At 72.0% G+C, this 26,658-nt stretch carries 27 protein-coding genes; 10 read left to right on the top strand and 17 right to left on the bottom strand.

Features of this window, described 5'->3' with window-relative positions; genetic code table 11:
• Positions 1-240: 240 nt before the first annotated feature.
• Both ASE27_RS08890 and pgsA read right to left on the bottom strand, forming a co-directional pair.
• Positions 241-732 (bottom strand): CinA family protein, encoded by a 492-nt coding sequence (locus ASE27_RS08890; protein ID WP_056648769.1) that lies wholly within the window; start codon positions 730-732, stop codon positions 241-243.
• A gap of 10 nt (positions 733-742) precedes the next feature.
• On the bottom strand, positions 743-1,342 hold the full coding sequence (gene pgsA / locus ASE27_RS08885; RefSeq protein WP_056648766.1) for a CDP-diacylglycerol--glycerol-3-phosphate 3-phosphatidyltransferase: 600 nt from the start codon (positions 1,340-1,342) through the stop codon (positions 743-745).
• 135 nt (positions 1,343-1,477) lie between these two features.
• On the opposite strand from pgsA, the gene ASE27_RS08880 reads away from it, so the two are divergent.
• Positions 1,478-2,800 (top strand): CapA family protein, encoded by a 1,323-nt coding sequence (locus ASE27_RS08880; protein ID WP_056648764.1) that lies wholly within the window; start codon positions 1,478-1,480, stop codon positions 2,798-2,800.
• Positions 2,801-2,818: 18 nt separating this feature from the next.
• On the opposite strand, the gene ASE27_RS08875 is transcribed toward ASE27_RS08880, so the two are convergent.
• Entirely contained in the window at positions 2,819-5,605 is a 2,787-nt protein-coding gene (locus ASE27_RS08875) for a DNA translocase FtsK (protein WP_082608718.1), read from the bottom strand.
• 137 nt (positions 5,606-5,742) lie between these two features.
• Here ASE27_RS08875 and ASE27_RS08870 point away from each other — a divergent pair, with 137 nt between their 5' ends.
• Complete coding sequence (locus tag ASE27_RS08870) at positions 5,743-6,702, top strand: MBL fold metallo-hydrolase (protein WP_056648760.1); 960 nt, start codon at positions 5,743-5,745, stop codon at positions 6,700-6,702.
• 61 nt (positions 6,703-6,763) lie between these two features.
• Here the strand turns inward: ASE27_RS08870 and ASE27_RS08865 are convergent, their stop codons facing one another.
• The 3 genes from ASE27_RS08865 to ASE27_RS08855 are packed head-to-tail and all read right to left on the bottom strand — an operon-like array spanning position 6,764 to position 8,140.
• Positions 6,764-7,303: a hypothetical protein gene (locus tag ASE27_RS08865; RefSeq protein ID WP_157257476.1), complete on the bottom strand. Its 540-nt coding sequence runs from the start codon at positions 7,301-7,303 to the stop codon at positions 6,764-6,766.
• A gap of 12 nt (positions 7,304-7,315) precedes the next feature.
• The gene (locus ASE27_RS08860; RefSeq protein ID WP_056648757.1) at positions 7,316-7,681 is read right to left on the bottom strand and encodes an Imm51 family immunity protein; all 366 of its coding nucleotides are present in this window, start codon (positions 7,679-7,681) and stop codon (positions 7,316-7,318) included.
• 48 nt (positions 7,682-7,729) lie between these two features.
• On the bottom strand, positions 7,730-8,140 hold the full coding sequence (locus tag ASE27_RS08855; RefSeq protein WP_056648756.1) for a hypothetical protein: 411 nt from the start codon (positions 8,138-8,140) through the stop codon (positions 7,730-7,732).
• A gap of 101 nt (positions 8,141-8,241) precedes the next feature.
• Here ASE27_RS08855 and ASE27_RS08850 point away from each other — a divergent pair, with 101 nt between their 5' ends.
• Positions 8,242-8,883, top strand: coding sequence for a TetR/AcrR family transcriptional regulator (locus ASE27_RS08850; RefSeq protein WP_056648754.1), 642 nt, complete (start codon positions 8,242-8,244; stop codon positions 8,881-8,883).
• Between the two features lie 59 nt (positions 8,884-8,942).
• Here ASE27_RS08850 and ASE27_RS08845 read toward each other — a convergent pair whose 3' ends face one another.
• Together ASE27_RS08845 and dapA are read right to left on the bottom strand one after the other, a co-directional pair.
• Positions 8,943-10,628, bottom strand: a complete 1,686-nt coding sequence (locus ASE27_RS08845; RefSeq protein ID WP_056648752.1) for a ribonuclease J — start codon at positions 10,626-10,628, stop codon at positions 8,943-8,945.
• A 29-nt stretch (positions 10,629-10,657) separates the two neighbouring features.
• Positions 10,658-11,584, bottom strand: a complete 927-nt coding sequence (gene dapA, locus ASE27_RS08840; RefSeq protein WP_056649028.1) for a 4-hydroxy-tetrahydrodipicolinate synthase — start codon at positions 11,582-11,584, stop codon at positions 10,658-10,660.
• A 189-nt stretch (positions 11,585-11,773) separates the two neighbouring features.
• On the opposite strand from dapA, the gene ASE27_RS08835 reads away from it, so the two are divergent.
• From ASE27_RS08835 to ASE27_RS08815, 5 genes are all read left to right on the top strand, one after another.
• The gene (locus ASE27_RS08835; RefSeq protein WP_056648750.1) at positions 11,774-13,252 is read left to right on the top strand and encodes an NAD-dependent succinate-semialdehyde dehydrogenase; all 1,479 of its coding nucleotides are present in this window, start codon (positions 11,774-11,776) and stop codon (positions 13,250-13,252) included.
• Positions 13,249-14,088 (top strand): AzlC family ABC transporter permease, encoded by an 840-nt coding sequence (locus ASE27_RS08830; protein ID WP_082608717.1) that lies wholly within the window; start codon positions 13,249-13,251, stop codon positions 14,086-14,088. Before ASE27_RS08835 ends, ASE27_RS08830 begins: the two co-directional genes overlap by 4 nt.
• Positions 14,088-14,408: an AzlD domain-containing protein gene (locus ASE27_RS08825; RefSeq protein ID WP_056648748.1), complete on the top strand. Its 321-nt coding sequence runs from the start codon at positions 14,088-14,090 to the stop codon at positions 14,406-14,408. Before ASE27_RS08830 ends, ASE27_RS08825 begins: the two co-directional genes overlap by 1 nt.
• A 73-nt stretch (positions 14,409-14,481) precedes the next feature.
• A complete protein-coding gene (locus tag ASE27_RS08820) occupies positions 14,482-14,991 on the top strand; it encodes a GNAT family N-acetyltransferase (protein ID WP_056648746.1) in 510 nt (169 codons plus the stop codon).
• Between the two features lie 80 nt (positions 14,992-15,071).
• On the top strand, positions 15,072-15,413 hold the full coding sequence (locus ASE27_RS08815; protein WP_056648744.1) for an Imm10 family immunity protein: 342 nt from the start codon (positions 15,072-15,074) through the stop codon (positions 15,411-15,413).
• 349 nt (positions 15,414-15,762) lie between these two features.
• On the opposite strand, the gene ASE27_RS08810 is transcribed toward ASE27_RS08815, so the two are convergent.
• The 7 genes from ASE27_RS08810 to ASE27_RS08780 all read right to left on the bottom strand — a co-directional run bounded on the left by ASE27_RS08810 (position 15,763) and on the right by ASE27_RS08780 (position 23,324).
• On the bottom strand, positions 15,763-16,227 hold the full coding sequence (locus ASE27_RS08810; protein WP_056648742.1) for a hypothetical protein: 465 nt from the start codon (positions 16,225-16,227) through the stop codon (positions 15,763-15,765).
• Positions 16,224-17,033: a 4-hydroxy-tetrahydrodipicolinate reductase gene (dapB, locus tag ASE27_RS08805; RefSeq protein ID WP_082608715.1), complete on the bottom strand. Its 810-nt coding sequence runs from the start codon at positions 17,031-17,033 to the stop codon at positions 16,224-16,226. The genes ASE27_RS08810 and dapB overlap by 4 nt, the downstream gene beginning before the upstream one ends.
• A gap of 93 nt (positions 17,034-17,126) precedes the next feature.
• Positions 17,127-18,452 carry a pitrilysin family protein gene (locus tag ASE27_RS08800; RefSeq protein ID WP_056648740.1) on the bottom strand — a complete coding sequence of 442 codons (1,326 nt, stop codon included), beginning with the start codon at positions 18,450-18,452 and terminating at the stop codon, positions 17,127-17,129.
• Between the two features lies 1 nt (position 18,453).
• Complete coding sequence (locus tag ASE27_RS08795) at positions 18,454-20,682, bottom strand: polyribonucleotide nucleotidyltransferase (RefSeq protein WP_056648738.1); 2,229 nt, start codon at positions 20,680-20,682, stop codon at positions 18,454-18,456.
• Positions 20,683-20,905: 223 nt separating this feature from the next.
• Positions 20,906-21,175 (bottom strand): 30S ribosomal protein S15, encoded by a 270-nt coding sequence (gene rpsO, locus ASE27_RS08790; protein WP_056648736.1) that lies wholly within the window; start codon positions 21,173-21,175, stop codon positions 20,906-20,908.
• A 134-nt stretch (positions 21,176-21,309) separates the two neighbouring features.
• Complete coding sequence (locus ASE27_RS08785; protein WP_056648734.1) at positions 21,310-21,963, bottom strand: response regulator transcription factor; 654 nt, start codon at positions 21,961-21,963, stop codon at positions 21,310-21,312.
• A gap of 8 nt (positions 21,964-21,971) precedes the next feature.
• On the bottom strand, positions 21,972-23,324 hold the full coding sequence (locus tag ASE27_RS08780; protein ID WP_056649024.1) for a sensor histidine kinase: 1,353 nt from the start codon (positions 23,322-23,324) through the stop codon (positions 21,972-21,974).
• Positions 23,325-23,513: 189 nt separating this feature from the next.
• On the opposite strand from ASE27_RS08780, the gene ASE27_RS08775 reads away from it, so the two are divergent.
• Complete coding sequence (locus tag ASE27_RS08775; RefSeq protein WP_056648733.1) at positions 23,514-24,623, top strand: ABC transporter permease; 1,110 nt, start codon at positions 23,514-23,516, stop codon at positions 24,621-24,623.
• 86 nt (positions 24,624-24,709) lie between these two features.
• The gene (locus ASE27_RS08770) at positions 24,710-25,432 is read left to right on the top strand and encodes an ABC transporter ATP-binding protein (protein WP_056648731.1); all 723 of its coding nucleotides are present in this window, start codon (positions 24,710-24,712) and stop codon (positions 25,430-25,432) included.
• 60 nt (positions 25,433-25,492) lie between these two features.
• Here the strand turns inward: ASE27_RS08770 and ASE27_RS08765 are convergent, their stop codons facing one another.
• Together ASE27_RS08765 and ASE27_RS08760 are read right to left on the bottom strand one after the other, a co-directional pair.
• Complete coding sequence (locus ASE27_RS08765; protein WP_157257474.1) at positions 25,493-26,065, bottom strand: hypothetical protein; 573 nt, start codon at positions 26,063-26,065, stop codon at positions 25,493-25,495.
• A gap of 33 nt (positions 26,066-26,098) precedes the next feature.
• A complete protein-coding gene (locus ASE27_RS08760) occupies positions 26,099-26,416 on the bottom strand; it encodes a hypothetical protein (protein ID WP_157257472.1) in 318 nt (105 codons plus the stop codon).
• Between the last annotated feature and the right edge of the window lie 242 nt (positions 26,417-26,658).

The following is a 26,658-nucleotide window of genomic DNA, read 5'->3' as shown; positions in this document are numbered from 1 at the left end:
GTTCGCTGACCTGTCGTTCCCCGCGCCCCTCGCGTGGGGATCGTCCTACCGTACCCCGCACCCGGGGCAGTCTCATGTGCTGATCTGTTGAATGGCCTCTTGGCGATCACGTGCTGTTCAACGTCGCTCCCACCCAGGTTGTTCCCGCACCACGCCGAAGTCCACACGGTTGCCTGGTGTTCACGAACTCTCCACGTGTTCGCCCGCGCTCGGCCTTGCTCGTCCCACCGGACGGCAACTTCACCCGGTGATCGTCACCCGTGCCAGGGTGAGGACGTGCCGGCCCGCGGCGTCGCGGACCGTCGCGCGGTCGCCGTCGAGCCGGAGCTCGCGGACCTCGGTGCATTCGGGCGTCGCGACCGCCACGTAGACGAGTCCCGGGGCCTTGCCGTCCTGGGGATCAGGACCGGCCACCCCGGTCGTGGCGAGGCCGACGTCGGCCCCCAGCACCCGGGCGACCCCCTGGGCCATCTGGCGCGCGACGGCGGGGTCCACCGCACCCCGCTCGGCGAGCAGCGCGCCGTCGACCCCCAGCACGCTCTCCTTCAGGTCCGTCGCGTACGCGACGACCCCACCACGCAGCACCGCGGACGCCCCGGGGACGGCGACCAGGCGGGCGCTCACGAGACCGCCCGTCAGCGACTCCGCGACCGCCAGGGTCCAACCCCGTGCCGTCGCGGCCTCGAGCAGGTCCGCAGCCTCGCGGAGGTCGGACTCGCCCGGGGTGCCCACGACGAGCCGTTCAGTCCTGCCCGGACGTGCGGGCCGCGCGCAGCGCGTCCCGGCGCAGGCGCCAGCCCTGGAACGCGTACTCGACACCCGTGACGACCGTGACGACCAGAGCCGCCACCATGGCGATCCAGCCGATCACGGAGATCCACGACGGCAGGTGGTCGAGCGGGAGCAGGAAGATCGAGATCGCCACGGACTGCAGGACCGTCTTGAGCTTGCCGCCGCGCGACGCCGGCATGACGGTGTACTTGAGCACCGCGAACCGCATGAGCGTGATGCCCAGCTCGCGGGCCAGGATGACGATCGTGACCCACCACGGGAGGTCCCCGAGGGCCGACAGCAGGACGAGCGCGGCCCCGATCAGGAGCTTGTCCGCGATGGGGTCGAGCAGCTTGCCGAGATCCGTGACCAGGTTGTACTTCCTGGCCAGGTAGCCGTCCACCCGGTCCGTCGCGGCCGCGAGGACGAACAACCCCGTCGCGACCAGGCGCCAGGTGACCGTGTGCCCGCCGTCGGCGAGCAGAGCCCACGCGAAGAACGGCACCACGGCGATCCGGGCGATAGTGACCGCGTTCGCGGAGTTCCAGGGAGACGGGACGGCTGTGACCACGGGACAAGCCTAGGCGCTCCGGGAGCGGTCGACCGACCACATCCAGAAACCGACCCTTCGGACAAGACCGAACACAACGGGCCGCCAATATCACGCATTCGTCAGATGCGCACGCCGAACGGCTAGGGTCGCAGCGTGACACGCCACGTCCGCGCAGTCCGACGCCGCCGTCGGCTCGGCCAGCTCCTTGCCGCCGGGCTCGTCGCCGGCCTCGTAGCGGCCTCGGGGGCCCTCCTCCTCGACTCCGGTGCGGTGCCCCCGGCCCAGGCGTCGGCGACCCCCGCGCCGGCTCCCGCCGAACCCAGCCCCACGCCCGAGCCGGACACCGTCTTCACGATCGTCGCCGCAGGCGACGTGCTGCCACACCTCCCCGTGCACGCGTCCGCCCGTACGGGGCCCGGCAGGTACGACTTCAGCGCCCTCCTGGCAGGGACCGACGCCTGGGTCTCGGGGGCAGACCTGGCCCTGTGCCACCTCGAGGTGCCGCTCACTGCCCCGGGCCAGCGCCCTGCGGGCTATCCGACGTTCGCCGCGGACTCCCACCTGGCGACCGATCTTCGCGAGCAGGGCTGGGACGGGTGCTCGACCGCGTCGAACCACTCCGTCGACCAGGGGCTGCCCGGGGTCGTCGCCACGCTCGATGCGCTCGACGCCGCAGGCCTGGGGCACGTCGGGACGGCCCGGTCGGCCGCCGAGGCGGTCGGCCCCGCGCTCTACGTCCTCGAGCGTGCAGGACGAGAGATCGTCGTCGCCCACCTGTCCGCGACCTACGGGACCAACGGCATGCCCGTCCCCTCGTCGGCCCCCTGGTCGGTGACGCTGCTCGCCGCCGACGACCTGGTCGCCCGTGCGACGGCTGCTCGGGCGGCGGGCGCGGACCTCGTGGTCGTGAGCATGCACGCAGGCGTCGAGTACGCGACGGCACCGACCACGGAGCAGGTCGAGCTCGCGACGGCCCTCGCTGCGTCGGGTCAGGTCGACCTGGTGCTCGGCCACCACGCCCACGTCCCGCAGCCGGTCGAGCTGCTCCCGGGCGGACCGGGAGGTCAGGGGATGTGGGTCGCGTACGGCCTGGGCAACTACGTGTCCAACCAGGACTCCGCGTGCTGCGCCCCGGGAACCGAGTCGGGGCTCCTGGTCACCGCGACCGTGACCCAGCCTGCTGATGGCGCCGCCCGCGTCACGGGGTTCGAGTGGACCGCGACGACCGTCGACCGGTTGGGCAAGCACGCGGTGCACGTCCTGCCGGAGATCCTCGCCCGGGGCACCGCGACCCTGGCGCCGGGCGAGCTCGGTGCTCGCTACGACCGGGTCAGGGCGGCCGCAGGCGCTGCCGCGGCCGAGCGGCTCACGCCCCCGGTCGCGACGGGAGCGGCCCCGCGCCTGGGAACCGAGGCCCTTGCAGGAGCAACCGCCGAGGCCGTCCCCCCGGACGATCTGCCCACCTACCGAGGCTGACACCAGGGGGCCGCAGGCTCAGCGCTCGCGCCAGTCCGCCTCGTCGCCCGCGTCGTCGTGGTACTCCTGCGCGACGGGCGGCATGTGCCCGTCGGCGCCGTCCGAGTAGTCGCGGCCGTTGCCCGCCGGCGCGCCACCGCCGCCGCCCTGGCCGTCGTAGACCCCCGGGTCCGGCTCGCCGCGCAGCATCGCGAGCGTCGCGGGCAGGTCCTCGGCCGTGAGCATGACCTCGCGCGCCTTGGACCCCTCGGAGGGGCCGACGATCTCTCGCGACTCGAGCAGGTCCATGAGCCGCCCTGCCTTGGCGAACCCGACGCGCAGCTTGCGCTGGAGCATCGACGTCGAGCCGAACTGGGTCGTGATGACGAGCTCGGCGGCCTGCAGGAGCAGGTCGAGGTCGTCGCCGATGTCCTCGTCGACCTGCTTCTTGGTCGCCGCCGCGGCCGCGACGTCGGTGCGGTAGGAGGGCTTGAGCTGCGCCTTGACGTGCTCGACGACCGCGTGGACCTCGCTCTCGCCGACCCACGCGCCCTGGACGCGGATGGGCTTGGCGGCCCCCATGGGCAGGAAGAGCGCGTCGCCCTGCCCGATGAGCTTCTCGGCGCCCGGCTGGTCCAGGACGACGCGGGAGTCCGCGAGCGAGGACGTCGCGAACGCGAGGCGTGAGGGCACGTTGGCCTTGATGAGACCCGTGACGACGTCGACCGACGGGCGCTGCGTCGCCAGGACCAGGTGGATGCCGGCGGCCCGGGCGAGCTGGGTGATGCGCTGGATCGAGGCCTCGACGTCGCGCGGGGCGACCATCATGAGGTCGGCGAGCTCGTCGACGACCACGAGCAGGTACGGGTAGGTCGCGATCTTGCGCTCCGAGCCCGGCAGCGGCTTGACCTTGCCCGCGCGCACCGCGGTGTTGAAGTCGTCGACGTGCTTGTAGCCGAACGTCGCGAGGTCGTCGTACCTGGCGTCCATCTCGCGCACGACCCACTCGAGGGCCTCGGCGGCCTTCTTGGGGCTCGTGATGATGGGCGTGATGAGGTGGGGGATGCCCTCGTAGATCGTGAGCTCGACGCGCTTGGGGTCCACGAGGACCATGCGCACCTCCTCGGGCGTGGCCCGCATGAGGATCGAGACGATCATGGAGTTGATGAAGCTCGACTTGCCCGCGCCCGTGGCGCCCGCGACGAGGATGTGCGGCATCTTCGCGAGGTTCGCGACGACGTAGCCGCCCTCGACGTCCTTGCCGACGCCCATGACCATGGGGTGCTCGGTGCGGCGCGCGACCGAGGAGCGCAGCACGTCACCCAGCACGACCGTCTCGCGGTCCGTGTTGGGGATCTCGATGCCGATCGCGGACTTGCCCGGGATGGGCGAGAGGATGCGGACGTCGGCCGAGGCCACCGCGTAGGCGATGTTCTTGGAGAGGTTCGTGATGCGCTCGACCTTGACCGCAGGCCCGACCTCGACCTCGTACCGGGTCACGGTCGGGCCACGCGTGAACCCGGTGACCTTGGCGTCGATCTCGAACTGGTCGAACACGCGCGTGAGGGACTCGACCACGCGGTCGTTGGCGGCCGAGCGCACCTTGTGGGGCGCGCCCTTGACCAGGTCGTCCTCGGAGGGCAGCACGTAGACCGTGTCGCCGTCGAGCATGGGCTGGACCCCGCGCGGGACCGGGTTGTTGGGAGGAGGCGGTGGCGGGGCGGTGGGCGACGCGGCGGTCCGCCCGACGGCGGGGATCACCTGGGTGGGCAGGTCGCCGAAGTCCTCGTGAGCGTCGGGGGGCGCGGCGGCCGCGGCCGCGGCCCGGCGGGAGCGGGCCGTCTTGCGCGCGGCCTCCTCCTCGGCCTCGAGCATCGCCGCACGCTCGAACGCCTCGTCGCCGACGTAGCCGCCGTCGAGCCGCTCGCGCTCGGCGGTGTCCGCGTCCCGCTCGGCCTTGGTCTTGCGGGTGCGCCCGGTGCGCTTCTTGCGCGGCGCGGTCTCGTCGGTCCCGTCGTGGCGCGAGACGCCGTCGGCCAGCTGGAGGCCGTCCGGGTCGGTGCCGTCCTCGCCCTCGTGGTGGTTGCCCGTCAGGCGGTCGTAGATGCCGCGCAGGCGGCTGGGGATCGCGTGCACCGGGGTCGCGGTGACCACGAGGATCCCGAAGAACCCGAAGAGCAGGAAGAGCGGCACCGCGAACCAGTGCGTGAGCCCGGTCTGCACCGGCGTCGCGAAGAGGTAGCCGATCACGCCGCCCGCGTCCTGGACGGCCGCGAAGCCGTCACGGGGGGCGGGCAGGTCCTCGGCGATGTGCACGAGCGAGCAGACCGAGACCACGATGAAGGTCAGGCCGATCGCGACGCGCGAGTTCGCCTGGGAGCGCTCGGGATGACGCATGATCCGGACCGCGAGCCACACGAGGAGGACCGGCAGGGCGACTGCGGCCACGCCGAAGACTCCTGCGGCGACCGCATGCACCGCGGTGCCGAACGCGCCGGAGATCCCCCACCACTCACGGGCCGCGACGATCACGGCGAGCGCCAGGAGGAGGAACGCGACGCCGTCGCGCCGATGTGAGGGGTCCAGCTCTCTTGCTCCCTTACCGATACTGCGTGCGACCGCGCCGACCGCGTGCGCACATCCCAGCCACAGCCCGCGCACCGCGCGGACCGGCCAGGGGGCGGGTCGACGACCCGCCTGCGAACCCGTCGGAGCGCGTGACGCGCTCGTAGGGCCCCCCGATCTCCTGGCCGTCGAACCACGTGCCGTGGTCTTCTTGCGGGAGGTCGCGGGCCGTTTCGCCGAGGTGGACGTCCGGGTCGCCATAGTAGGCACCACGGTACCTGCGCACGGGTGTTCGAGCGCGCACCTGGGGCGTGCGTGTCATGTGACGTGCACGTTCCCTGGCAGGCTCACCCGCCCCGCGCTCGCCGTCCGTCGCGCACCGGGGGCAGGATCGGAGCATGACCTCCACTCCCCTGGCCCCCCGCGAGCTGCACGAGATCGCCGACGGCGTCCACGTCGCGACCGCCGAGATCTGGACGAGCATCACGACGGTCGTCGTGTCCCAGGACGGGCGCGCCCTCGTCGTGGACCCGGGCATCACGGTCGAGGAGGTCGAGTCGCTCGCGACCGCGCTCTCGCGCCGGGGCTGGCGGGTCACCGCAGGCTTCTCGACGCACCCGCACTGGGACCACGTGCTGTGGTCCCGCTCGCTGGGCGACGTCCCGCGGTGGGCCTGCCCGACGGCGGTCCGCGCCCAGGAGCGCAGCCTCGCCGAGGACCTGACGAAGGTCGAGCGGGATGCGCCCGGGCACGACCTCGCGCTGTTCGGCCGGCTCACGCCCCTCCCCTCGACCGCAGCGGACTCCTCGACCGTGGGCGCCTCGTCCGGCACGGTCCGCCTGCCGTGGCCCGCCGCGCCACGGGGCGTGACGGCGTCGGGCGCGACGACGACTGCCCACGGCGGTCCGGGGGCGGGCGAGCCGGACGTGCTCGTGGTCGAGCACCAGGCGCACGCACCCGGACACGGCGCCCTGGTCCTGCCGGGAGCGGGCGTGATCGTCGTGGGTGACATGCTCTCGGACCTCGAGGTCCCGCTCCTGGACCTCGAGTCGCCCGACCCCGTGGGCGACTACCGCGCGGGCCTCGATGCGCTCGAGCACGCGATCTCCGAGCACGGCGTGCACACCCTCGTCCCGGGTCACGGGCACGTGTGCACGGGCAGCGACGCGATCTGGGAGCGGTTCGGGGCGGACCGGGCCTACCTCGACGACCTGGAGGTGGCCGCCGGCGACCACACGGACGACACCGGCGCCTCGGACGACCTCCGCGTCACCGGCGACCCCCGCGTCACGGGCGAGTGGGTCGTGGGCGAGCACCGCAGGCAGCTCGCCCACCTGCGCCGGGCGCGGTCGGCGTAGAGCACCCAGGACCCACCCGAGCACGGCCGGGCACCACGCGTGCGACTCCCGCGACGCCCGGTCAGCCGTCCGTCCGCGCGGGGGTCAGGCACTCGAGGTCGGCCGGCGCCCGCTCGGCGAACGGCCCGCTGAGCTCCCTCACCCGTGGCAGCGCGTCGGTCAGCGAGGGCCCCAGGAGGGTGAGCGCGTCGAGACCAGTGCTGCACCAGACCGCGAGCTCGCCGTCCGTCCGCGTCGACGGGTCCCAGAGCAGCGCGTCGCCGTTCTCGCTGAACGCGAAGACGACGAGCCGCCGGGCGACCGGCCAGTCCCCGTCGGGCTCGACCATCCAGTCGAACCCCTCGGCCTGACCGTCCTGGTAGGTCGCACGGAAGCGGTCGGTGAGGTGCGCGGCGCGGTGCTGCCACCCGTCGGCGTACCCGTCGCGCGCCGGCGGGTACACGAGCCAGAGGCCGAACAGGCGGCAGAACCCGGCACGGCTCACGAGCCGACGGTAGGAGGGCGGGAACCCCTCGCCGTCCTCGAAGCGGTGCGCGTCGAGCAGGTCGACCGACACCGCGCCGAGGGCCGGCACCCCGGTCAGGGAGAGCTGGTCGGCCACGACGACGGCCCGTCAGTCGTCGAGGCCGAGCTCGACCGACCGGGTGAGGGCCGCATCCAGCGCCGCGTCGTCGGCGACGATCCGCGACAGGTGCCGGGCCGCGACCAGCAGCGCGTCCAGGTCGGTGCCGTAGACGCTCACCATGCCGCCCTCCGGGTCGAACCCGACCGCCTCGAGGGTCTCGGGCGACTCGTCCGTGAGCACGGCCTGGAGCGCCCCCGAGAAGTCGTACCCCGACCCCTCGACGCCGTGCCGCTCGAGTGCCTCCTTGTGCTGGAGGTACTCGGGACCGCCGGGCGAGTAGATGATGCTCGAGCTCGAGTCGTGGGTCACCAGGAGGACGGGAGCGAGGCCGGAGAAGTCTGCTGAGGTTGCCATGGCCGCGATGCTAGCGACCCGCACCCACACGAGCACGGACCCGAGGACCTACGCGACCAGCAGGCCCACCCCGAGCGTCACGACCCCTGCGGCAACGGCGATCGCCCCGGCAGGCAGCAGCACGACCCACCGGTTGGGCGCCCCACGCCCCGCACCGGTCGCGGACAGGAAGAACCCGCCGGGCAGGAGGATCGCCCCGACGAGGACGCCCACCCCCGCGACCCAGTTCCAGAAACCAGTGAGCGCGGTCGCCTGGCTCAGCACGAGGCACAGCAGGCCCAGGATCACGAGCACCCCCGCGTGCGCGTGCCCCGCCCGGAAGAACGAGGTCTGGAAGGGCGTGGCCGGAACCTTGCCCGTGACGACCTTGACGAGGAAGTACCCGCCGGACTCGATCCCGACGATCGTCAGGAGCACGATCCCGGCAGTGATACGGACGGCGTCGGTGAGCTCGAGCACGAGGGCCTCCCCTGGTCGGCCGAGCGGGCTCGGCGGAATTTACGAACACTGTTATAGAACACCGTTCGCAAACCCACGTCAAGAGATCTAGACTCCTGTCCGTGGCCAGACCCCGACTTCACGACGACTCCCTGCGCGCGTCCCTGCTCGACGTCGCCTCGCAGCAGATCTCCGAGCACGGCGAGTCGGCGGTCACGGTCCGTGGGGTCGCACAGGCCGCGGGGACCAGCGCGTCCGCGGTCTACGCCCTCTTCGGCAGCCGCGAGGAGCTGGTCGCCGCGGTGAGCGTCGAGGGCTTCCGGCGCTTCGCGGTGCACCTGGGTTCCGCACCGACGACCGGCTCGCCGACCGACGACCTCCTGACCCTGGGCCTCGCCTACCGGACCAGCGCACTGGCCGACCCCCACTTCTACCGCGTGATGTTCGAGGGCCCCGCAACCGCCGGAGGCGCGATCCCGGCCGTCGCCGAGCCGACGTTCGACGTCCTGCGGCAGGCGGTGGCGCGGGTGCTCGAGGCCGCCTCACGAGAGGGCAGCAGTACCCCACCACCCCGGCAGGCCCTGCAGGCTGCCGTCGAGGAGGCCTCGTTGGTCCTGTGGGGCCTCGTCCACGGACTCGTGAGCCTCGAGCTCGGTGGTCTGCTGCCCGGGGGTCCCGAGACGTCGGCGAGGCGCTACGAGCAGGCGATCCTCGCCGTCGGGCCACCGCTGCTGCGGGCCGCTCCCTCCCTCTCTGCCCCCTGACGACGAGGGGCCCGCCCTCCCGCAGAGCGGGAGGACGGGCCCCTCGGACGATCAGGCGACTACGCCTCGACGACGACCGGGACGATCATCGGACGGCGACGCAGGCGGTTGGAGACCCAGCGCCCGACCACACGGCGCATGACCTGCTGGAGCTGGTGCACGTCCGTGGCACCTCCCGCGATCGAGTCCTCGAGGGCCTGCACGACCTGGGGACGGACGTCCTCGAACACCGCGTCGTCCTCGGCGAAGCCGCGCGCCAGGATGTGCGGGCCCGCGATGACCTTGCCCGTCGCGGAGTCGACCACGGCGAACAAGGAGATGAAGCCCTCCTCGCCGAGGATCTGACGGTCCTTGAGCTCGGCGTCCGTGAGCTCCCCGACGCTCGACCCGTCGACGTACACGTAGCCGCACGGGACGGCGCCCACGACCGAGGCCTTGCCGTCGACGAGGTCGACGACCACGCCGTCCTCCGCGAGGATCACGCGGTCGGCGGGCACGCCCGTCTTGACCGCAAGCGCACCGTTGGCCACGAGGTGACGGACCTCGCCGTGCACCGGCATGACGTTCTTGGGCCGCAGGATGTTGTAGCAGTAGATGAGCTCGCCCGCGCTCGCGTGGCCCGAGACGTGCACCTTGGCGTTGCCGCCGTGCACGACGCGCGCGCCGAGGCGCGTCAGGCCGTTGATGATGCGGAAGACAGCGTTCTCATTGCCCGGGATGAGTGACGAGGCGAGGATCACGGTGTCGCCGTGGCCGACCGAGACCTTGTGGTCGCCGTTCGCCATGCGCGACAGCGCGGCCATGGGCTCGCCCTGCGAGCCGGTGCACATGAGCACGACCTCGTCGTCCCGCAGCGAGTCGACCTTCTTGAGGTCGATCAGGACGCCGTCCGGCACCTTGAGGTAGCCGAGCTCGGCCGCGATGCCCATGTTGCGGACCATCGAGCGTCCGACGAGCGCGACGCGGCGACCGTGGTTGTGCGCGGCGTTGAGGACCTGCTGGACGCGGTGCACGTGCGAGGAGAACGACGCGACGATGATCCGCTTGTCGGACGCACCGAACACACCGTCCAGGACGGGGCCGATCTCGACCTCGGGGGTCACGAAGCCCGGGACCTCGGCGTTGGTCGAGTCGACCATGAACAGGTCGACTCCCTTCTCGCCCAGGCGCGCGAACGCGCGCAGGTCCGTGACGCGGCCGTCGAGCGGGAGCTGGTCCATCTTGAAGTCACCCGTGTGCAGGACCGTGCCCGCGCCCGTGGTGACCGCGACCGCGAGCGCGTCCGGGATCGAGTGGTTGACCGCGACGAACTCGCAGCTGAACGGACCGAACGCGACCGTCTCGTCCTCCTTGACCACGCGGGTCACGGGGGCGATGCGGTGCTCCTTGAGCTTGGCCGAGATGAACGCGAGCGTGAGCTGCGAACCCACCAGGGGGATGTCGCGGCGCAGGCGCAGCAGGTAGGGCACGGCACCGATGTGGTCCTCGTGCCCATGGGTCAGGATGATCGCCTCGATGTCGTCGAGGCGGTCCTTGATGTAGTCGAAGTCCGGCAGGATGAGGTCCACGCCGGGCTGGTTGTCCTCAGGGAAGAGGACGCCGCAGTCGATGACGAGCAGACGTCCGTCGTACTCGAGGACGGCCATGTTGCGCCCGATCTCGCCCAGTCCGCCGAGGGCGACGATGCGCAGAGCGCCGGTCTGCAGAGCGGGGGGTAGGGACAGTTCGGGGTGAGGGTGGCTCACGGGGCCTCCTGGCTTGTTGTTCAGCTTGTTCAGCGTGGCCGCGGGGTCACCGGGTCCAGCAGGCCGGAGGCCTCCAGACCGGCGCGGACGACGGCGACCTCGTCGTCCGTGGCTGCGACGTACGGCAGCCTGAGGTATCGGTTCTCGGTGACTCCGAGGAGCTGGAGCGCAGCCTTGGCCATGACGGCCTGGAAGCCCGCTCCGTTGATGGCGTCGATCGTGGGGGTGACGGAACGGAAGGCCGCGAGGGCCGCCGCGTTGTCACCGGCGTCGAACGCCGCGACGACCTGGGCGAAGCGCGAGCCGACCACGTGCGCCGCCACGGAGACGATGCCGGACGCGCCGTGCGCGAGGAACGGCAGCAGCATGGCGTCGTCCCCGCAGTACCAGGCGAGGCCGGTCGACTCGATGAGCTTGGCCGCGGTGTAGACGTCGCCCGTCGCGTCCTTGTTCGCGACGATGCGCTCGTGCGCCGCGAGGCGCTCGATCGTGGCCGGGGCGATGCGGACGCCCGAGCGACCCGGGACGTCGTAGACCATGACGGGCAGCGGCGTCGCGTCGGCGACGGCCGTGATGTGGCGGTACAGCCCTTCCTGGGAGGGGCGGGAGTAGTAGGGGCTCACGACGAGGAGCCCGTGCGCACCGGCCTCCGCGGCCTGCTCGGCCATGCGGACGGCGTGCTGGGTGTCGTTCGAGCCGGCCCCGGCCACGACGTGCGCGCGGTCCCCGACCGCGTCGACGACCGCGCGGATGAGCTCGGCCTTCTCCGGTGCGTGCGTCGTGGGAGACTCCCCCGTGGTCCCGCTCAGGACCAGACCGTCGTTCCCGTTGTCCACGAGGTGCTTGGCGACCTTGACCGCTGCGTCGAGGTCGATCTCTCCGGCGAGGGTCATCGGGGTGACCATCGCGGTCAGGACGGAGCCGAACGGTCGCGCCTGCGTGGGGGGAAGTGCCATGTGCACAAACTACCGCGCGCGAGGCCGAAACGGCGTGTCGGTCCACGCGTGCGGACTCGGTGCGCCGCGTCGCCGAGCGTCGGTCGCCTCGACGTTGCACGGCCCGGCCGACCGACCGAGCGGGGGTGCCCGACCGCGCGGTCGTGAGGAGTCGATGCGAACCCGCGCCGGTCGCGTGATACTCGAAGCATGTCGCCCGCCACGAACGCCCTGTCCCCCGCCCTGGTCTCGCACCTGCCGACCGGGCTGCTGATCGGTGGCCAGTGGGGGCCGGCCGAGGCCGGACGGACGTTCGAGGTCGCGGACCCGGCGACCGAGGAGGTCCTGTTCGACGTCTCGGACGCGAGCCCCGCCGACGGCCTGCGCGCACTGGAGGCCGCGCACGCCGCAGCCCCCGCCTGGCGCGCCGTGGCGCCGCGCGAGCGCTCCGAGCTGCTCCGGGCCGTCTTCGCGACGCTCACGGCTCGCGCCGACGACATCGCGGCGCTCATCACGGCCGAGTGCGGCAAGCCGCTCGCCGAGGCCCGCGCCGAGGTCGTGTACGGGGCCGAGTTCCTGCGGTGGTACGCCGAGCAGGCCGTGCGCACCGACGGCCTGGTCCGCACGGCCCCGAGCGGGGCCAACCGGCAGCTCGTCTCGCGGCGCCCGGTGGGCCCCGCGCTGCTCATCACGCCGTGGAACTTCCCCATCGCCATGGCCACGCGCAAGATCGGCCCGGCGCTCGCCGCGGGCTGCACGGTCGTGATCAAGCCCGCGCACCTGACCCCGCTCACGACCTCGCTGGTCGCCGAGATCATCCGCGGGCACCTCGAGGACCGCGGCCTGCCGACGGGCGTGGTCAACGTCGTGCCGACGTCGTCAGCCGCCGAGGTGACCACCCCCCTGCTCGCGGACCCCCGCCTGCGCAAGCTCTCCTTCACGGGGTCCACGGGCGTCGGCCGCACCCTCCTGAAGGGCGCCGCCGACCAGGTCCTGCGGACCTCGATGGAGCTCGGCGGCAACGCGCCGTTCCTCGTCTTCGCGGACGCGGACCTCGACGCCGCGGTCGAGGGCGCCCTGGTCGCCAAGCTCCGCAACACGGGCCAGAGCTGCGTGGCGGCCAACCGCTTCCTCGTGCACGACGCCGTCGCGCGCGACTTCGGCCAGCGCCTCGCCCGGGCCTTCGGCGAGCTGCGCGTCGGACCGGGCAGCGCGGAGGGCGTCCAGGTCGGGCCGCTCATCGAGGAGAAGGCCGTCGAGCACGTGGACGAGTTGGTGGCGGTCGCGTCCGACGAGGGCGCCCAGGTGCTCACGGGCGGGGACCGGCCCCGCTCGCCCGGCCACTTCTACTCCCCCACGGTCCTCACCGGGGTCGACGCGGGCTCGCGCGTGGTCACCGAGGAGATCTTCGGTCCGGTCGCCCCGATCGTCGCGTTCGCCGACGACGACGAGGGCATCGCGCTGGCCAACGACACCGAGTACGGCCTCGCGGCCTACGCCTACACCCGCGACCTGGCGCGCGCGATGCGGGTCGGCGAGGAGGTCGAGGCCGGGATGATCGGGATCAACAGGGGGCTCGTGTCCGACGCGAGCGCGCCGTTCGGCGGCATGAAGCAGTCCGGTCTGGGCCGCGAGGGCGGCGAGGCGGGCCTCGAGGAGTACCTCGAGACCGTGTACGTCGCGCTGTGACCCCTGAGGACCGCCTCGAAGTTCGCGCCGCCGTCCGGCAGGCCGTGTCCGTCTCGATCGCCACCGGGCTCTACGGCGTCTCGTTCGGGGCGCTCGCGGTCGTCGCGGGGCTGAACCTCGCGCAGACCATGGTGCTCAGCCTGCTCCTGTTCTCGGGCGGCTCGCAGTTCGCGCTCATCGGCGTCGTCGCCTCGGGCGGCACGTCCGCAGCGGCGATCACGACGGCCGGGCTGCTCGGCCTGCGCAACACCCTCTACGGCGCCCAGCTCTCGCCGCTGCTCGCGCTGCACGGCTGGCGACGGGTGCTCGCGGCCCATCTCACGATCGACGAGTCGACCGCGGTGGCCACGGCCCAGAAGAGCCGCGCCGCGTTGCGCGCGGGGTTCTGGTGGACCGGGATCGGCATCTTCGTCGTCTGGAACCTGCTCACGCTGATCGGGGCACTCGCGGGCGACGCCATGGGCGACCCCAAGGCCTGGGGGCTCGACGCCGCGGCCGGGGCGGCCTTCCTCGCGCTCCTGTGGCCCCGCCTCGCGAGCCGCGTCATGCAGCTCACCGCGGCACTGGCCGTGGTCGTCGCGGTCGCGTTGCTCCCGTTCGTCCCGCCGGGCATCCCCGTCCTGGCCGCGGGGGCCGTGGCGATCGTGATCGGCCAGGTCGCGCGCCAGCCCCGCCAGCCCGTCACCGTCAAGGAGTACGTGCCCGACGGCGCAGCGAACGCCCCGCTGGACGGCGTCGGCGAGGCGACGCCCGGCTCGTCCGACCCCGGTGATCCGGATGAGCCGGGCGGCCCAGGTGACCTGCCCGCAGCGACCGACCGTCCCGAGGAGCCCTGATGTCCGACGCCGCCCTGTGGGCCACCGTGGTCGCTGCGTCCCTCGTGTGCCTGGGCCTCAAACTCGCCGGGCACCTCATCCCCGAGCACTGGCTCGCGTCAGACCGCGTCTCTCGCACCGCGGCCCTGGTCACGGCGTCCCTGCTCGCGGCGCTCGTCGCGGTCCAGACCGTCGGGGACGGGCAGGGCATCGCGATCGACGCCCGGCTGCCGGCGCTCGGCGTCGCGGCCGTCGCGCTCGCCCTGCGGGCCCCGTTCCTGCTCGTCGTGGTGCTCGCGGCCGCGACCGCCGCTGGGCTGCGGGCGCTCGGGTTCCCCTGACGGCGAGGCGCGTCGACGAGCCCGCCGGGCCGCTCGCCACGGCCGGGCGCCCCGCTCCGGTAGGGTCTGGCGAATGGCTCTCTTCAGCGAGGCGGCAGACGTCTCGGTCCGTCCGGCGGTCCCCGGTGACGAGGTCGCGGTCACCGCGATCCAGATCGAGTCCTGGCGGTCCGCGCACGGTGACGTGCTGGGCGCGGCGGTGATCGACGCGCTCGACGTCCCCCGGATGCAGGAGCAGTGGGCAGGGGCGGTCTCGTCCCCGCCCGGTCCGGGCTTCGCGGTGCTCGTCGCCCTCGCCGCGGACCGGATCGTCGGCTTCGCGGCCGTCTCCCCCGGCCAGCTCGTCGCGCTCGAGGTACAGCCGTCCCACCAGCGGTCCGGGCACGGGTCGCGGCTCCTGTCCGCAGCCGTCGACCGGTTGCGTCAGGACGGTTCGGAAGAGGTCGTGGCGTGGATCCTCGACGGCGACTCCGCGCGCGAGCAGTTCCTCGGAGGAGCGGGCCTGGGACCCGACCACCGCACCCGCACGCTGGCCACGGGCCTGCGCGACGTCGTCGAGCACCGGTGGAGCGCCTCGATCTGAGGAGCGCCTCGTGCTAGGGCGTGCCTCTCAGGTCAGGTGACCGCGCATCCATGGTCTCTCGGTGGGGCAGACTCTCGGCTGTGATCACGGTGAGCTCTACGCGCAGCATCGAGGACAACTACGAGGCGATCGTGCTGCTGGACGTCGAGTCGGGAGACACGATCGAGTTTCAACGCTCGTTGGCCCACAACCCGCAGGACGTGGCCCTCGGCCAGGACACCTACGCCATCGTGCGTGGTGGCGCCGCCGTGCACTATGGCGGCCTCGTTCGGTTCACCATGCAGGGCGACGTCCTCGCGCTCGAGTTGACACCTGACGCAGCAGCGGTGCTCGAACTGCCCAGACTGGTCGAGCTCGCCGTGGACGATGCAGCCAGCATCATCGAGCAGCACCTGCCCCGGATCGTGGCGCCGACCGCATGATCGCTCAGCGGCTCAGCGGCTAGAGAAACGCCTAGACGTAGCTCTGGATCTCGTCTCTCCGCGCTCGTGCCTCTCGGTGGCGTTGACGGCGCCGGAACTGCGCTCTGAATCGCAGTTGAGCGGTTTCGATGCGGTCTGCCGACGGATCTGCCGCCCGCTCGTAGTACTCGTTCTCTGCGTCGTCGCGCCCGCCGTCCGCTTGGACCAGGCGACCCAAGGAGACCTTGCTGGGTTCGCCTTTCGGGAGCGCCGCAACCCACGGCCCCTTGGCTGAATCGCTACCCACGTGTCCAGGGTGGGGCAGACTCCCAGCGCCTCTGCTGGGCGCTCGCCACTTGGGAGACACGCGCTAGCGAGACGCCTTGCGCTCGGCGCGGTACATACCCGCGGCCTTGCGCAGCATGGCGCGGGCCCGCTTGCGGTCCCCCGACGCGTCGTACGCGAAGGCCACGTGGTACCAGGAGCGCCAGTCGTCGGGGTGCTCCTCGGCGCGGGCGCGGTGCTCCTCGAACGCGGCGTCCGCCGCGGCACGGTCGATGCGGCCGCCCGGCGAACGCGGCAGGTCGTCGACGGGCAGCTCGTCCGCGGCCGCCAGCTCGTCGGCCATCTTCTGGACCGTGACGGCGAGCCAGAACTCCCACGCGATGAGGCCGATCACGAGCAGCGGGATGAGCAGGACGCCGATCCCGATCGCGATCCCCACCGGCTCGCCCGTGCTCACGAGCCCACGGGCACGGCCCAGGATCGCCCACACGTAGATCGCGAGCAGGGCCGTGACGACCACGGCCCCGATCAGGCCCTTGCGGTTCCTCACGAGAGGTCCATGACGTTCTCGAGCCCGACGGTCAGGCCCGGGCGCGAGACGACCTCGCGGATGCCAAGCAGGACGCCCGGCATGAACGACACCCGGTCGAACGAGTCCTGGCGGATGATCAGCTGCTCGCCCTCGTTGCCGAAGAGGATCTCCTCGTGCGCGACCAGCCCACGCAGGCGCACCGCGTGGACCCGGACCCCGTCGACGTCGGCGCCGCGCGCCTCCCAGCCCGACTCGGTCGCGTCGGGGCTCGCCCCCAGGCCCGCCGCCGCGCGCGAGCGGGCGATCGCGTGGGCCGTGTGCGTGGCAGTGCCGCTGGGCGCGTCGACCTTGTTCGGGTGGTGCAGCTCGATGACCTCGGCCGACTCGAAGTAGCGCGCGGCCTTGGCCGCGAACGTCATGGCCAGGACCGCGGACAGGCCGAAGTTCGGGGCGATGAGCACGCCCACGCTCGTGCCCTCGGCGGCCCGGCGTCCCAGGTGCGCGATGAGCCGACCCCGGCTCTCGTCGGTCCAGCCCGTGGTGCCCACGACCGCGTGGACCCCGAGGTCGATCAGCGCGTGCACGTTGTCCTCGGTGACCGAGGGGACCGTGAAGTCGACCGCGACCTGGGCCCCGGCCGCCGCGACCTGCGCCAGGTCGTCCCCGGCGTCGATGCGCGCGACCAGCTCCATGTCCGGTGCAGCCTCGACCGCCGCGCACACCGTGGCCCCCATACGCCCGGCCGCGCCCAGGACGGCGACCTTGAGGGGCGTCGAGCCTGCGGGCTGCGGGGTGGACTGGGGAGCGCTCTGGCCTGGGGTCACGTCGTTCGAAGTCACCCGACAACCCTAGCCGCAACGCGAGGAGGGCCGGTGCGCATGATGCACACCGGCCCTCCTGACGTCACCTGTCGAGACTCAGTCTCCGAAGGGACCCACGCGCACGGTCGAGCGCGGGCGGGAGGCGAGCTCCTCCGCGAGCTTGCGCACGTCGTCGGACGTCACGGAACGGATCCGTTCGAGCGACTCGGCCACGCTCAGCAGCTCGCCGAACACGAGCTCCGACTTGCCCAGGCGGCTCATGCGCGAGCCCGAGTCCTCGAGCCCCAGCACCAGTCCGCCCGAGAGCTGACCGATGCTCCGGTCGAGCTCGGCCGCCGTGATGCCCGACTCGGCGAGCTTCTCGAGCTCGCTCGTCATGAGCTCGGTGACCTGGTCGACCTTGGAGGGCGCGCAGCCTGCGTACAGGCCGAACGTCCCGATCCCGCCGTGACCCGACGCGAACGAGTACGTCGAGTACGCGAGCCCACGCTTCTCGCGGATCTCCTGGAAGAGCCGCGAGCTCATGCCGCCACCGAGCACGGCGCTGAGCACCGAGAGCGTGAAGCGGCGGTCGTCGGTCGCGGACAGGCCCGTGCCACCGATGATGACGTTGGCCTGCTCGACGGTCCGGCGGATCGTGAGCTCGACGGCCTCCGTCCCCACGCCCTGCACGTCCGCGTTGTCGCGGCGCGCACGCGGGGTGCCGGCAGGGTCGAGGTCCCAGCCACCGGTCGTGAGCGCGGTCGCGACCTGCTCGCACAGCGTGTCGTGGTCGACGCCACCGGCCGCGGCGACGACGAGCGTCTCCGGGCGGTAGTGCCACTGGTAGTGCTCCCAGACGGCGCTGCGCGGCACGGCGTTGATGGTGTCCGGCGTGCCGCCGATCGGGCGCCCCAGGGGGTGCCCGGCCAGGACGGCCTGCGCGAACTCCTCGTGCACGACGTCCGAGGGGTCGTCGTCGTTCATCGCGAGCTCTTCGAGGATCACGCCTCGCTCGGTCTCGAGCTCGTCCTCGTCGAGGCGTGCGGAGGTCACCATGTCGGTGATGACGTCCACGGCCATCGGCAGGTCGGAGTCGAGCACGCGAGCGTAGTAGCAGGTGTGCTCCTTGCCCGTCGCGGCGTTGGCCTCACCGCCGACGGCGTCGAACGCCTCGGCGATGTCCATCGCGGACCGGCGTGCAGTTCCCTTGAAGAGCAGGTGCTCGAGGAAGTGCGTGGAGCCGAAGTGACCGTCGGTCTCGTCGCGCGAGCCGACGCCGACCCATGCTCCGACGGTCGCCGAGCGCAGGCCCGGCATCGACTCGGTGAGGACCCGAACCCCGCCGGGCAGGACGGAGCGACGGATGGTCGCCCCGTCCTGCCCGGCGGTCAGCTCACCCTCGGGCGAGCCCGAGGGGACGAGCGGAAGGTTCCAGGGCACGTCAGGCGTCGTCCCCGGCAGGTGCCTCGGCGTCGGCGGGCGCGTCGGTCTCCTCGACGACCGCGTGCAGCGACAGCTTGCCGCGCGGGTCGATCTCGCCGATCTCGACCTGGACCTTCTGGCCGATGGACAGCACGTCCTCGACGTTCTCCACGCGCTTGCCACCGACGAGCTTGCGGATCTGGCTGATGTGCAGCAGACCGTCCTTGCCCGGGGACAGCGAGATGAAGGCGCCGAACGACGTGGTCTTGACGACCGTGCCGACGAAGCGCTCGCCGATCTCGGGGACGTGCGGGTTGGCGATCGCGTTGATCGCCGCGCGGGCGGCCTCTGCAGAGGGGCCGTCGGTGGCACCGATGTACACGGTGCCGTCGTCCTCGATGGAGATGTCCGCGCCCGTCTCCTCCTGGATCTGGTTGATCATCTTGCCCTTGGGGCCGATGACCTCGCCGATCTTGTCCACGGGGACCTTGACCGCGATGACGCGAGGAGCGTTGGGGCTCATCTCGTCGGGCACGTCGATGGCCTCGTTGAGGACCTCGAGGATGGTCAGGCGCGCGTCGCGGGCCTGGGTCAGCGCGCCGGCCAGGACCGAGGCGGGGATGCCGTCGAGCTTGGTGTCGAGCTGGATGGCCGTGATGAACTCACGCGTACCGGCGACCTTGAAGTCCATGTCGCCGAACGCGTCCTCGGCGCCGAGGATGTCGGTGAGCGCCGCGTAGCGGGTCTCACCGTCGACGGTGTCGGAGACGAGGCCCATCGCGATGCCCGCGACCGCTGCGCGCAGCGGCACACCGGCGTTGAGGAGCGAGAGGGTCGAGGCGCACACGGAGCCCATCGAGGTCGAGCCGTTGGACCCGAGGGCCTCGGAGACCTGACGGATCGCGTAGGGGAACTCCTCGCGGCTCGGGAGCACCGGGACGATCGCGCGCTCGGCGAGTGCGCCGTGCCCGATCTCGCGACGCTTCGGGCTGCCCACGCGGCCGGTCTCGCCGGTCGAGTAGGGCGGGAAGTTGTAGTTGTGCATGTAGCGCTTGCGCGTCTCCGGGGAGAGCGTGTCGAGCTGCTGCTCCATGCGGAGCATGTTCAGCGTGGTGACACCCAGGATCTGGGTCTCGCCGCGCTCGAAGATCGCCGAGCCGTGGACGCGGGGCAGGACCTCGACCTCGGCGGACAGGGTGCGGATGTCCGCGAGCCCACGACCGTCGATGCGGAAGCCGTCCGTGAGGATGCGCGCGCGGATGAGCTTCTTCTGCACCGAGCGGTACGCGGCGGAGATCTCCTTCTCGCGGCCCGCGAAGTCACCGGCGAGCTCGGCCTGGACCTCGGCCTTGATCTCGTCGAGACGGTTCTCGCGGTCCTGCTTGTCGGCGATGCTCAGGGCCTCGCCCAGGCGGGCCGACGCGGCAGCCTCGACCGCGGCGTAGGTGTCGTCCTGGTAGTCCGGGAACGTCGGGAAGTCCTGCACGGGCTTGGCGGCCTTGGCCGCGAGCTCCTGCTGCGCCTCGACGAGAACGCGGATGAAGGGCTTGGCGGCCTCGAGGCCCTCGGAGACGACCTCTTCGGTCGGGGCGCCGACGCCCTCGTTCTTGATGAGGTTCCAGGAACCCTCGGTGGCCTCGGCCTCGACCATGGTGATCGCGACGTCGTCACCCACGACACGGCCGGCGACGACCATGTCGAAGACGGCGCGCTCCTTGTCGGAGTACTTGGGGAACGCGACCCACTGGCCGTCGATCAGGGCGACGCGGACGGCGCCGATGGGGCCGGAGAACGGCAGGCCGGACAGCTGCGTCGAGATCGACGCGGCGTTGATGGCCAGGGTGTCGTACGCGTCGTCCGGGTGGATCGCGAGCACGGTGATGACGACCTGGACCTCGTTGCGCAGGCCCTTGACGAACAGGGGGCGCAGCGGGCGGTCGATCAGGCGGCAGGCCAGGATCGCCTCGGTCGAGGGGCGACCCTCACGACGGAAGAACGAACCGGGGATCTTGCCGGCGGCGTACTGCCGCTCCTCGACGTCCACCGTCAGGGGGAAGAAGTCGAACTGTTCCTTGGGGTGCTTGCCGGCCGTCGTGGTCGACAGCAGCATGGTCTCGCCGTCCAGGTAGGCGGCTGCGGAGCCACCGGCCTGACGCGCGAGGCGTCCGGTCTCGAACCGGACGGTACGGGTTCCGAAGCGACCGTTGTCGATCGTTGCTTCGGTGAATTCGATCTCGGGACCCTCCACGGGTGCCCTCCTCACTCTCGAAGTGCCGCCTTCGGTGCCTGTCGAGGGTGCATCCACTCGACGCTCGGCGGTCTTCGATCGAGGCTCACGGTCTTCCCGCTCGAGGCGGGTTCCGGGGGCCACTACCGAGGACCGAACGAAAGGCTGGCGGCGTGGGTTTCTTACGGGTACATCACACCGGACCAGCCCGGTCCCTGGTGGGACCGGGCTGCGTCAGGGAGTGTCAGCGACGCAGACCGAGGCGCTCGATGAGGCTGCGGTAGCGGTTGATGTCGACCTTCTGCAGGTAGCCGAGGAGACGGCGACGCTGGCCGACGAGGAGAAGCAGGCCACGACGGCTGTGGTGGTCGTGCTTGTGCTCCTTGAGGTGCTCGGTGAGGTCCTTGATGCGCTGCGTCAGCATCGCGACCTGGACCTCGGGCGAACCGGTGTCGCCCTCGCTCGTGGCGAACTCGGTCATGATGCGCTGCTTGGTGGCAGTGTCGAGGGGCACGGCTCTCCTTGTAGTGTTCGTTGCGCGGCGCCTCAGGGCTAGATCCCTGGGCTCTTCGGCAGGCTGACCAGCCTCCGCGGCCGTTCTGACGGCGCCCATAGTCTAGCAGGGTTGGCTCGGGGACGGTCCCGGCCTCAGTCGCGCAGCAGCCCTTGCCGCCGCGCCTCGGCCACGGCAGCCGTGCGCGAGTCGACGCCCAGCTTCTCGTACACGTGCACCAGGTGCGACTTGACGGTCGCCCTCGACAGGAACAGCTCACGCGCCACCTCGTCGTTGGACAGGCCCTGGGACACGAGCCCGAGCACCTCGAGCTCGCGCAGCGAGAGCGAGACGCCGGGAGCGCGCATGCGCCCGAGCAGGCGCCGCTGCACGCTGGGCCCGAGCGCGACCTGCCCGGCCGCGGCCGCGCGGATCGCGGCGGTCAGCTCGTCGGTCGGGGCGTCCTTGAGCAGGTAGCCCGTGGCGCCGGCCTCGATCGCGGCGAGGATCTCCTGGTCGGAGTCGTAGGTCGTGAGGATCAGCACGGGCGGACCGCCCAGGCGGACGACCTCGCGCGCGGCCTGCGCGCCGCCCATGCGCCCGTCGCCGAACCGCAGGTCGAGCAGCACGACGTCGGCCTCGAGCCCCGCCCCCACGCGGCGCACGAGCTCCTCGGCCGTGGCCAGCTCGTCGACGACCTCCATGTCGCCCTCGGCGTCGACGACGGCCCGCAGGCCCGCCCGGACCACGGGGTGGTCGTCGGTCAGCACGACGCGGATGGTCGCCGATCCTTCTGGTCCGGTCGTCACCGAGGCTCCTAGGGGTCGAGCGGGAGGTGGACCGCGAGCGCGGTCCCCTCGCCGGGGGCGGTCTCGAGCGAGAAGGTCCCGCCGAGCTCGGCGACGCGCGAACGCATCGCCGTCAGGCCGAAGCCCGAGCGGGGCGCGCGGCTATCACCGGCGCCCGCACCGGGCTCGCCGTCCCCCTGCCCGACGGCGGAACGCGCGTCCCGGGTCGGGTCCGGCACGGCGGCGGCCCGTCGGGCGGCCGCGACCCGGCGCGGGTCGAACCCGTGACCGTCGTCGACCACGTCGAGCGCCACTGCGTCGCCGAGGAAGCTCAGCGTGACCGCGGCTCGCGAGGCCCCCGCGTGCTGGACGACGTTCGCGAGCGCGGACTGCGCGATGCGCAGCAGCGCGGTCTCGACCGGCACGGGCAGCGGGCGGGCCTGCCCCGAGGCCTCGACCGTGACGGTCAGCCCTCCCCCGGCTGCGAGCGCCGTGCGGTCGGCAACCCGTTCGAGCGCACCCACGAGCGTCGCGGACTCGAGGTCGGCGGGCGCCAGGTCACGCACGAAGCGTCTCGCCTCGGCCAGGTTCTGCTGCGCGGCGAGCCGGGACTGGGTGACGTAGCCGCGCGCGGCGCGGGCCGCCGTCGGGCCGGGGGCTCCTGGGGCGAACGCCCCCGGCGCCACGACCTCCTCGAGCGAGGCGTCCGCGGCGCGCAGCAGCAGCTCGATCGACGAGAAGCCCTGCGCGAGCGTGTCGTGGATCTCGCGCGCGAGGCGTTCGCGCTCGGTCGCGACCGCGGCCTCGCGCTCGGACGCCGCGAGGTCCGCGCGCGTGCGGACCAGGTCGTCGATGAGCTCCTGGCGTCCCTGCGACTCGCGCACGATCGTCTCGAAGCCGAGCACGACGGCGATCGCGACGAGCCCGCCGAACGTCGGGCCCAGGATCGAGCCCACGAGCTGCTGCCCGCCCAGGATCGCGCCGCCGATCGCGCACGCCGTCGTCGCGGCCACGGCCACGATCCCGCGACGCGGACCGAGCACGTGCATCTCGAGGAACATGAGGGGGAACGCGATCCACAGCGCGACCGGGGTCAGGAGCAGCAGGAGGGCCCACCCCACGATCAGGGCCGCGACCCACGCTCCCGTCGGCCACCAGGCGCCGCGCGGTGCGTCGACCGCGGTGTCGCGCACGTTGATCCGCGAGCGCCCGACGCCGTACACAGCCAGGAGCGCCAGGCCGCACGCGAGCGCGCACCACGCCCCGGCGTCCAGTCCCCCGGTGCTCAGGGCCTCGGCCCAGCGGGACCCGACCGCGAGCCCCACGAGGGCCACGAGGAGCACGTCGAGCGCGATCTGGAGCCCGAGGGCTGCGGAGATCACGGCGCGAGGCTTCACATCGCCACCCTAGCGACGTGGCGGGTGCGACGTGCCGCGGGCGATCCATCGAAAGGTTGATCCTCGGACCCACCCTGCGGCCACCGGAGACCCTCCACGGGCCCGATCCGCGCGGGGCCCGACGGCGGGAGGCTGGACGCAGATCGAATCCACGCCGACCACCGGAGGCTCTTGATGTTCGTCGCGCTGCGCGACCTGCGCTTCGCCCGGGGACGCTTCGTCCTCATGTCCACCGTCATCGTCCTCATCACGTTCCTCGTGGGCTTCCTGGCCTCGCTGACCGCGGGCCTGGCCCGCGCGAGCACGTCGGGCATCACCGACCTCCCGGTCGACCAGCTCGCGTTCACCGTGACCGACGGTGCTGACCCCAGCTTCACCGAGTCCCAGGTCGACGCCACGCAGTGGGACGCCTGGGCCGCGGTCGACGGCGTCGACTCGGCCGAGCCCCTGGGCATCGCCACGACGCGCGCGTCGGTCACCGCGGGCGCGGACGGCGAGACCGGCACCACCGCGGCCGTCACCGCGTTCGGCTCGCGCTCGGGCTCGGGCCTCGTGCCCGACGGCGTCGAGGCCGCCCCCGGCACCGTGCTGCTGTCGAGCGGCGCAGCCGATGACCTGGGGGCCCAGGAGGGCGACCAGCTCGCCCTCGGGTCGCTGACCCTGACCGTCGCGGGCGTGCTCGACACCCAGGCCGACTTCTCGCACACTCCCGTCGTCTGGATGGACCTGACCGACTGGCAGACCGTCGGCGCGCGCGGCGGCGGAGCGTCCGGTGACGAGGTCGCGACGGTCGTCGCGATCACCGGGGACCCGAGCGGCTCCGCGCTCGCCGCGGCAGAGACCGAGACCGGCACCGCGGCCCTCACGCCCATGGGCGCACGCGCCGCGGTCAGCTCGTTCTCGGCCGAGAACATGTCGCTCACCATGATGCAGGGCTTCCTGCTCGCGATCTCGGCCCTCGTCGTGGGCGCGTTCTTCACGGTCTGGACCATCAACCGGGCCGGCGACGTCGCGGTGCTCAAGGCGCTCGGAGCCTCGACCTCCTACCTGCTGCGCGACGCGATCGGCCAGGCGCTCGTCCTGCTCGTGCTCGGCGTCGGCGTCGGGACCGCGCTCGCGGCCGGGGCCGGGGCGCTCGCCGCCCAGGTCATGCCCGTCGTCGTCTCCCCTGCCACGACGCTCCTGCCCGCGCTCATCCTCGTGGTCCTCGGGACGGTCGGTGCCGTCGCGGCGATCATCCGGATCACGCGCATCGACCCGCACGCGGCTCTCGCGGCCCGCTGAGGCGCCTGCCCGCCGGCCGCTCCTGCGGCGCTCGCGACGGCTCCCCCGCGTCTCGTTCCTGAAAGCTCGCTCCTGAAAGGCACACCATGGACCTCACCCTCGACCACGTCACGCTCGTCTACCCCGACGGCGAGTCGACCGTCACCGCAGTCGACGATGTCTCCCTGACCGTCCACGCCGGGACCACGACCGCGGTGCTCGGCCCGTCGGGCTCGGGCAAGTCGAGCCTGCTCGCCGTGGCCGCGACGCTCACGACCCCGACCGCGGGCCAGGTGCGCATCGGCGACGACGTCGTCAACGCTCCTGCCGGCGGGGCCGCGGCCGGTTCGGCCGTGTCCTCGGACGCGGCGCGGCTGCGGCGCGACCGGATCGGGATCGTGTTCCAGCAGCCGCAGCTCATCGCCTCGCTCACGGCGCTCGAGAACCTCGAGCTCATGAGCCACCTGCGCGGCGAGCGGCCCTCGACGCACCGCGACCGGGCGCTCGAGCTGCTCGACGCCGTCGGGCTCCGCGACGTGGCCGCCAAGCGGCCCGGCCAGCTCTCGGGTGGTCAGCGTCAGCGCGTCGCGATCGCCCGCGCCCTCATGAACCACCCCGAGGTCCTGCTGGTCGACGAGCCCACGTCGGCGCTCGACCACGCGCGCGGCGTCCAGATCATCGAGCTCGTCACCCGGCTGACCCGCGAGACCGGCGCCGCGACCATCGTCGTGACCCACGACGAGGCGACGCTCGACACGGTCGACGCACGGGTGCACCTGGCGGACGGGCGGCTCGTGGGGGCGGGCGAGGTCGCCTCGTTGGGCGCCTGACCCGAGGACGAGGGCCCTACGACCACACGGCCACAGGACCCTCGTCCCAGATGAGCCCTCCTACTTCAGGATCCGCCGCGAGTGCTCCTCGTCCAGCGCAGACACCACGTCGCGCGCCACTCGCCAGGCATTGAAGGAATCCCGCTCGACCGCCACCCGCAGCAGGGACCAGTAGCCCTTCATGGCCTCGGCGTGGCACTGCTCACGAAGATCACCGTTGCCCGCCGCGACCTCGTCCCGATCAGGGTAGCCAGCGACGACCCGACCGAGGACGTCCAACACGGACGCCAGGTTCGCCGCCGGAATCGACCCCTCAGCGACAGCCGCAACGATCACCGAGACGACCGCCGGGGCACACTGAAACAGGTCACCCTGCGACTCGACCTCGTTGTCCAACCGTTCGTAGGCACCGTCGTCCGCATCTCCCTCGGCAAACAGGAGCATACGAAGATCTTCCCCCGCACCGCTGGCGTTTCCCCCGCCAGCGCGGAGCCTGTCCCACGGAACGAGGCACAACTGTTTCTCTGCGAGCACTGAACTCGTCTCCCCGCGCTCACCAATCCGGCCGGGGGTTCCTTGGAGAAGGTTGGCACCGAGAACCACCATCGCCGCCCCGTCAAGAACGAACATCACGCACGTGCCACTAGATAGTGTGACACGTGACCGCTAACTGCCGTCCCTCAGGCGCCGAGATCGCTCGAGACGCTCCGTGACTGAGACTTGATGAGGGGGCCTGAAGATGAATTTGTTCTTCTGCTCGTCGAAACAGTCCAGGTAACCGCGGACACGATCACCCACCTGATAGTGATCTCCGTCATCAATATATAGGGCGTCGGTGAGTCCAACGCGCGAAAGTCCGAGGTTCAGGATGATCCCCCAACGGAACACCGCAATGACCTCCCCTTCCATCAGCGAGCCGATCAGTCGCTGCTCATCCGCACTCAACTGCTCACTCATCATCCTCCGATCAAGCTGCCATGCCACCCCTTCTCGGAGAATCAACCTGCCCGCATCTCTCCAATGAGCCGCGCAGCGTCGGGGGCAGCATTTCGGCCTTCCGTGACGCGGTGGGGGTTTACATGAGCGTAGGTGCCATGCGTGACGATCAGGACGCCGAGACCGAAGGTGTGCGCGCAACTGACGCTGAAGATCTCGTCCCCGCCCGACCGTCCATCCCACGACGGATCCTGCTCAAACCTCTGCGACGCATCCCCCGAATCGGCAGG

Origin of the sequence: Oerskovia sp. Root918 (assembly GCF_001428945.1) — a bacterium.
Lineage (GTDB): Bacteria > Actinomycetota > Actinomycetes > Actinomycetales > Cellulomonadaceae > Oerskovia > Oerskovia enterophila.
The sequence above is the reverse complement of the archived record's forward strand: the minus strand, read 5'-3'. Positions and strand labels throughout refer to the sequence as shown.

Coding starts and splice junctions, on each gene's coding strand:
- ASE27_RS08870 (WP_056648760.1), top strand. CDS start 5,743: ATGACCTCCACTCCCCTGGCCCCCCGCGAGCTGCACGAGATCGCCGAC.
- ASE27_RS08835 (WP_056648750.1), top strand. CDS start 11,774: ATGTCGCCCGCCACGAACGCCCTGTCCCCCGCCCTGGTCTCGCACCTG.
- dapA (WP_056649028.1), bottom strand. CDS start 11,584: ATGGCACTTCCCCCCACGCAGGCGCGACCGTTCGGCTCCGTCCTGACC.
- ASE27_RS08860 (WP_056648757.1), bottom strand. CDS start 7,681: ATGGCAACCTCAGCAGACTTCTCCGGCCTCGCTCCCGTCCTCCTGGTG.
- ASE27_RS08875 (WP_082608718.1), bottom strand. CDS start 5,605: ATGGCGACCCGGACGTCCACCTCGGCGAAACGGCCCGCGACCTCCCGC.
- ASE27_RS08825 (WP_056648748.1), top strand. CDS start 14,088: ATGTCCGACGCCGCCCTGTGGGCCACCGTGGTCGCTGCGTCCCTCGTG.
- ASE27_RS08775 (WP_056648733.1), top strand. CDS start 23,514: ATGTTCGTCGCGCTGCGCGACCTGCGCTTCGCCCGGGGACGCTTCGTC.
- ASE27_RS08820 (WP_056648746.1), top strand. CDS start 14,482: ATGGCTCTCTTCAGCGAGGCGGCAGACGTCTCGGTCCGTCCGGCGGTC.
- ASE27_RS08770 (WP_056648731.1), top strand. CDS start 24,710: ATGGACCTCACCCTCGACCACGTCACGCTCGTCTACCCCGACGGCGAG.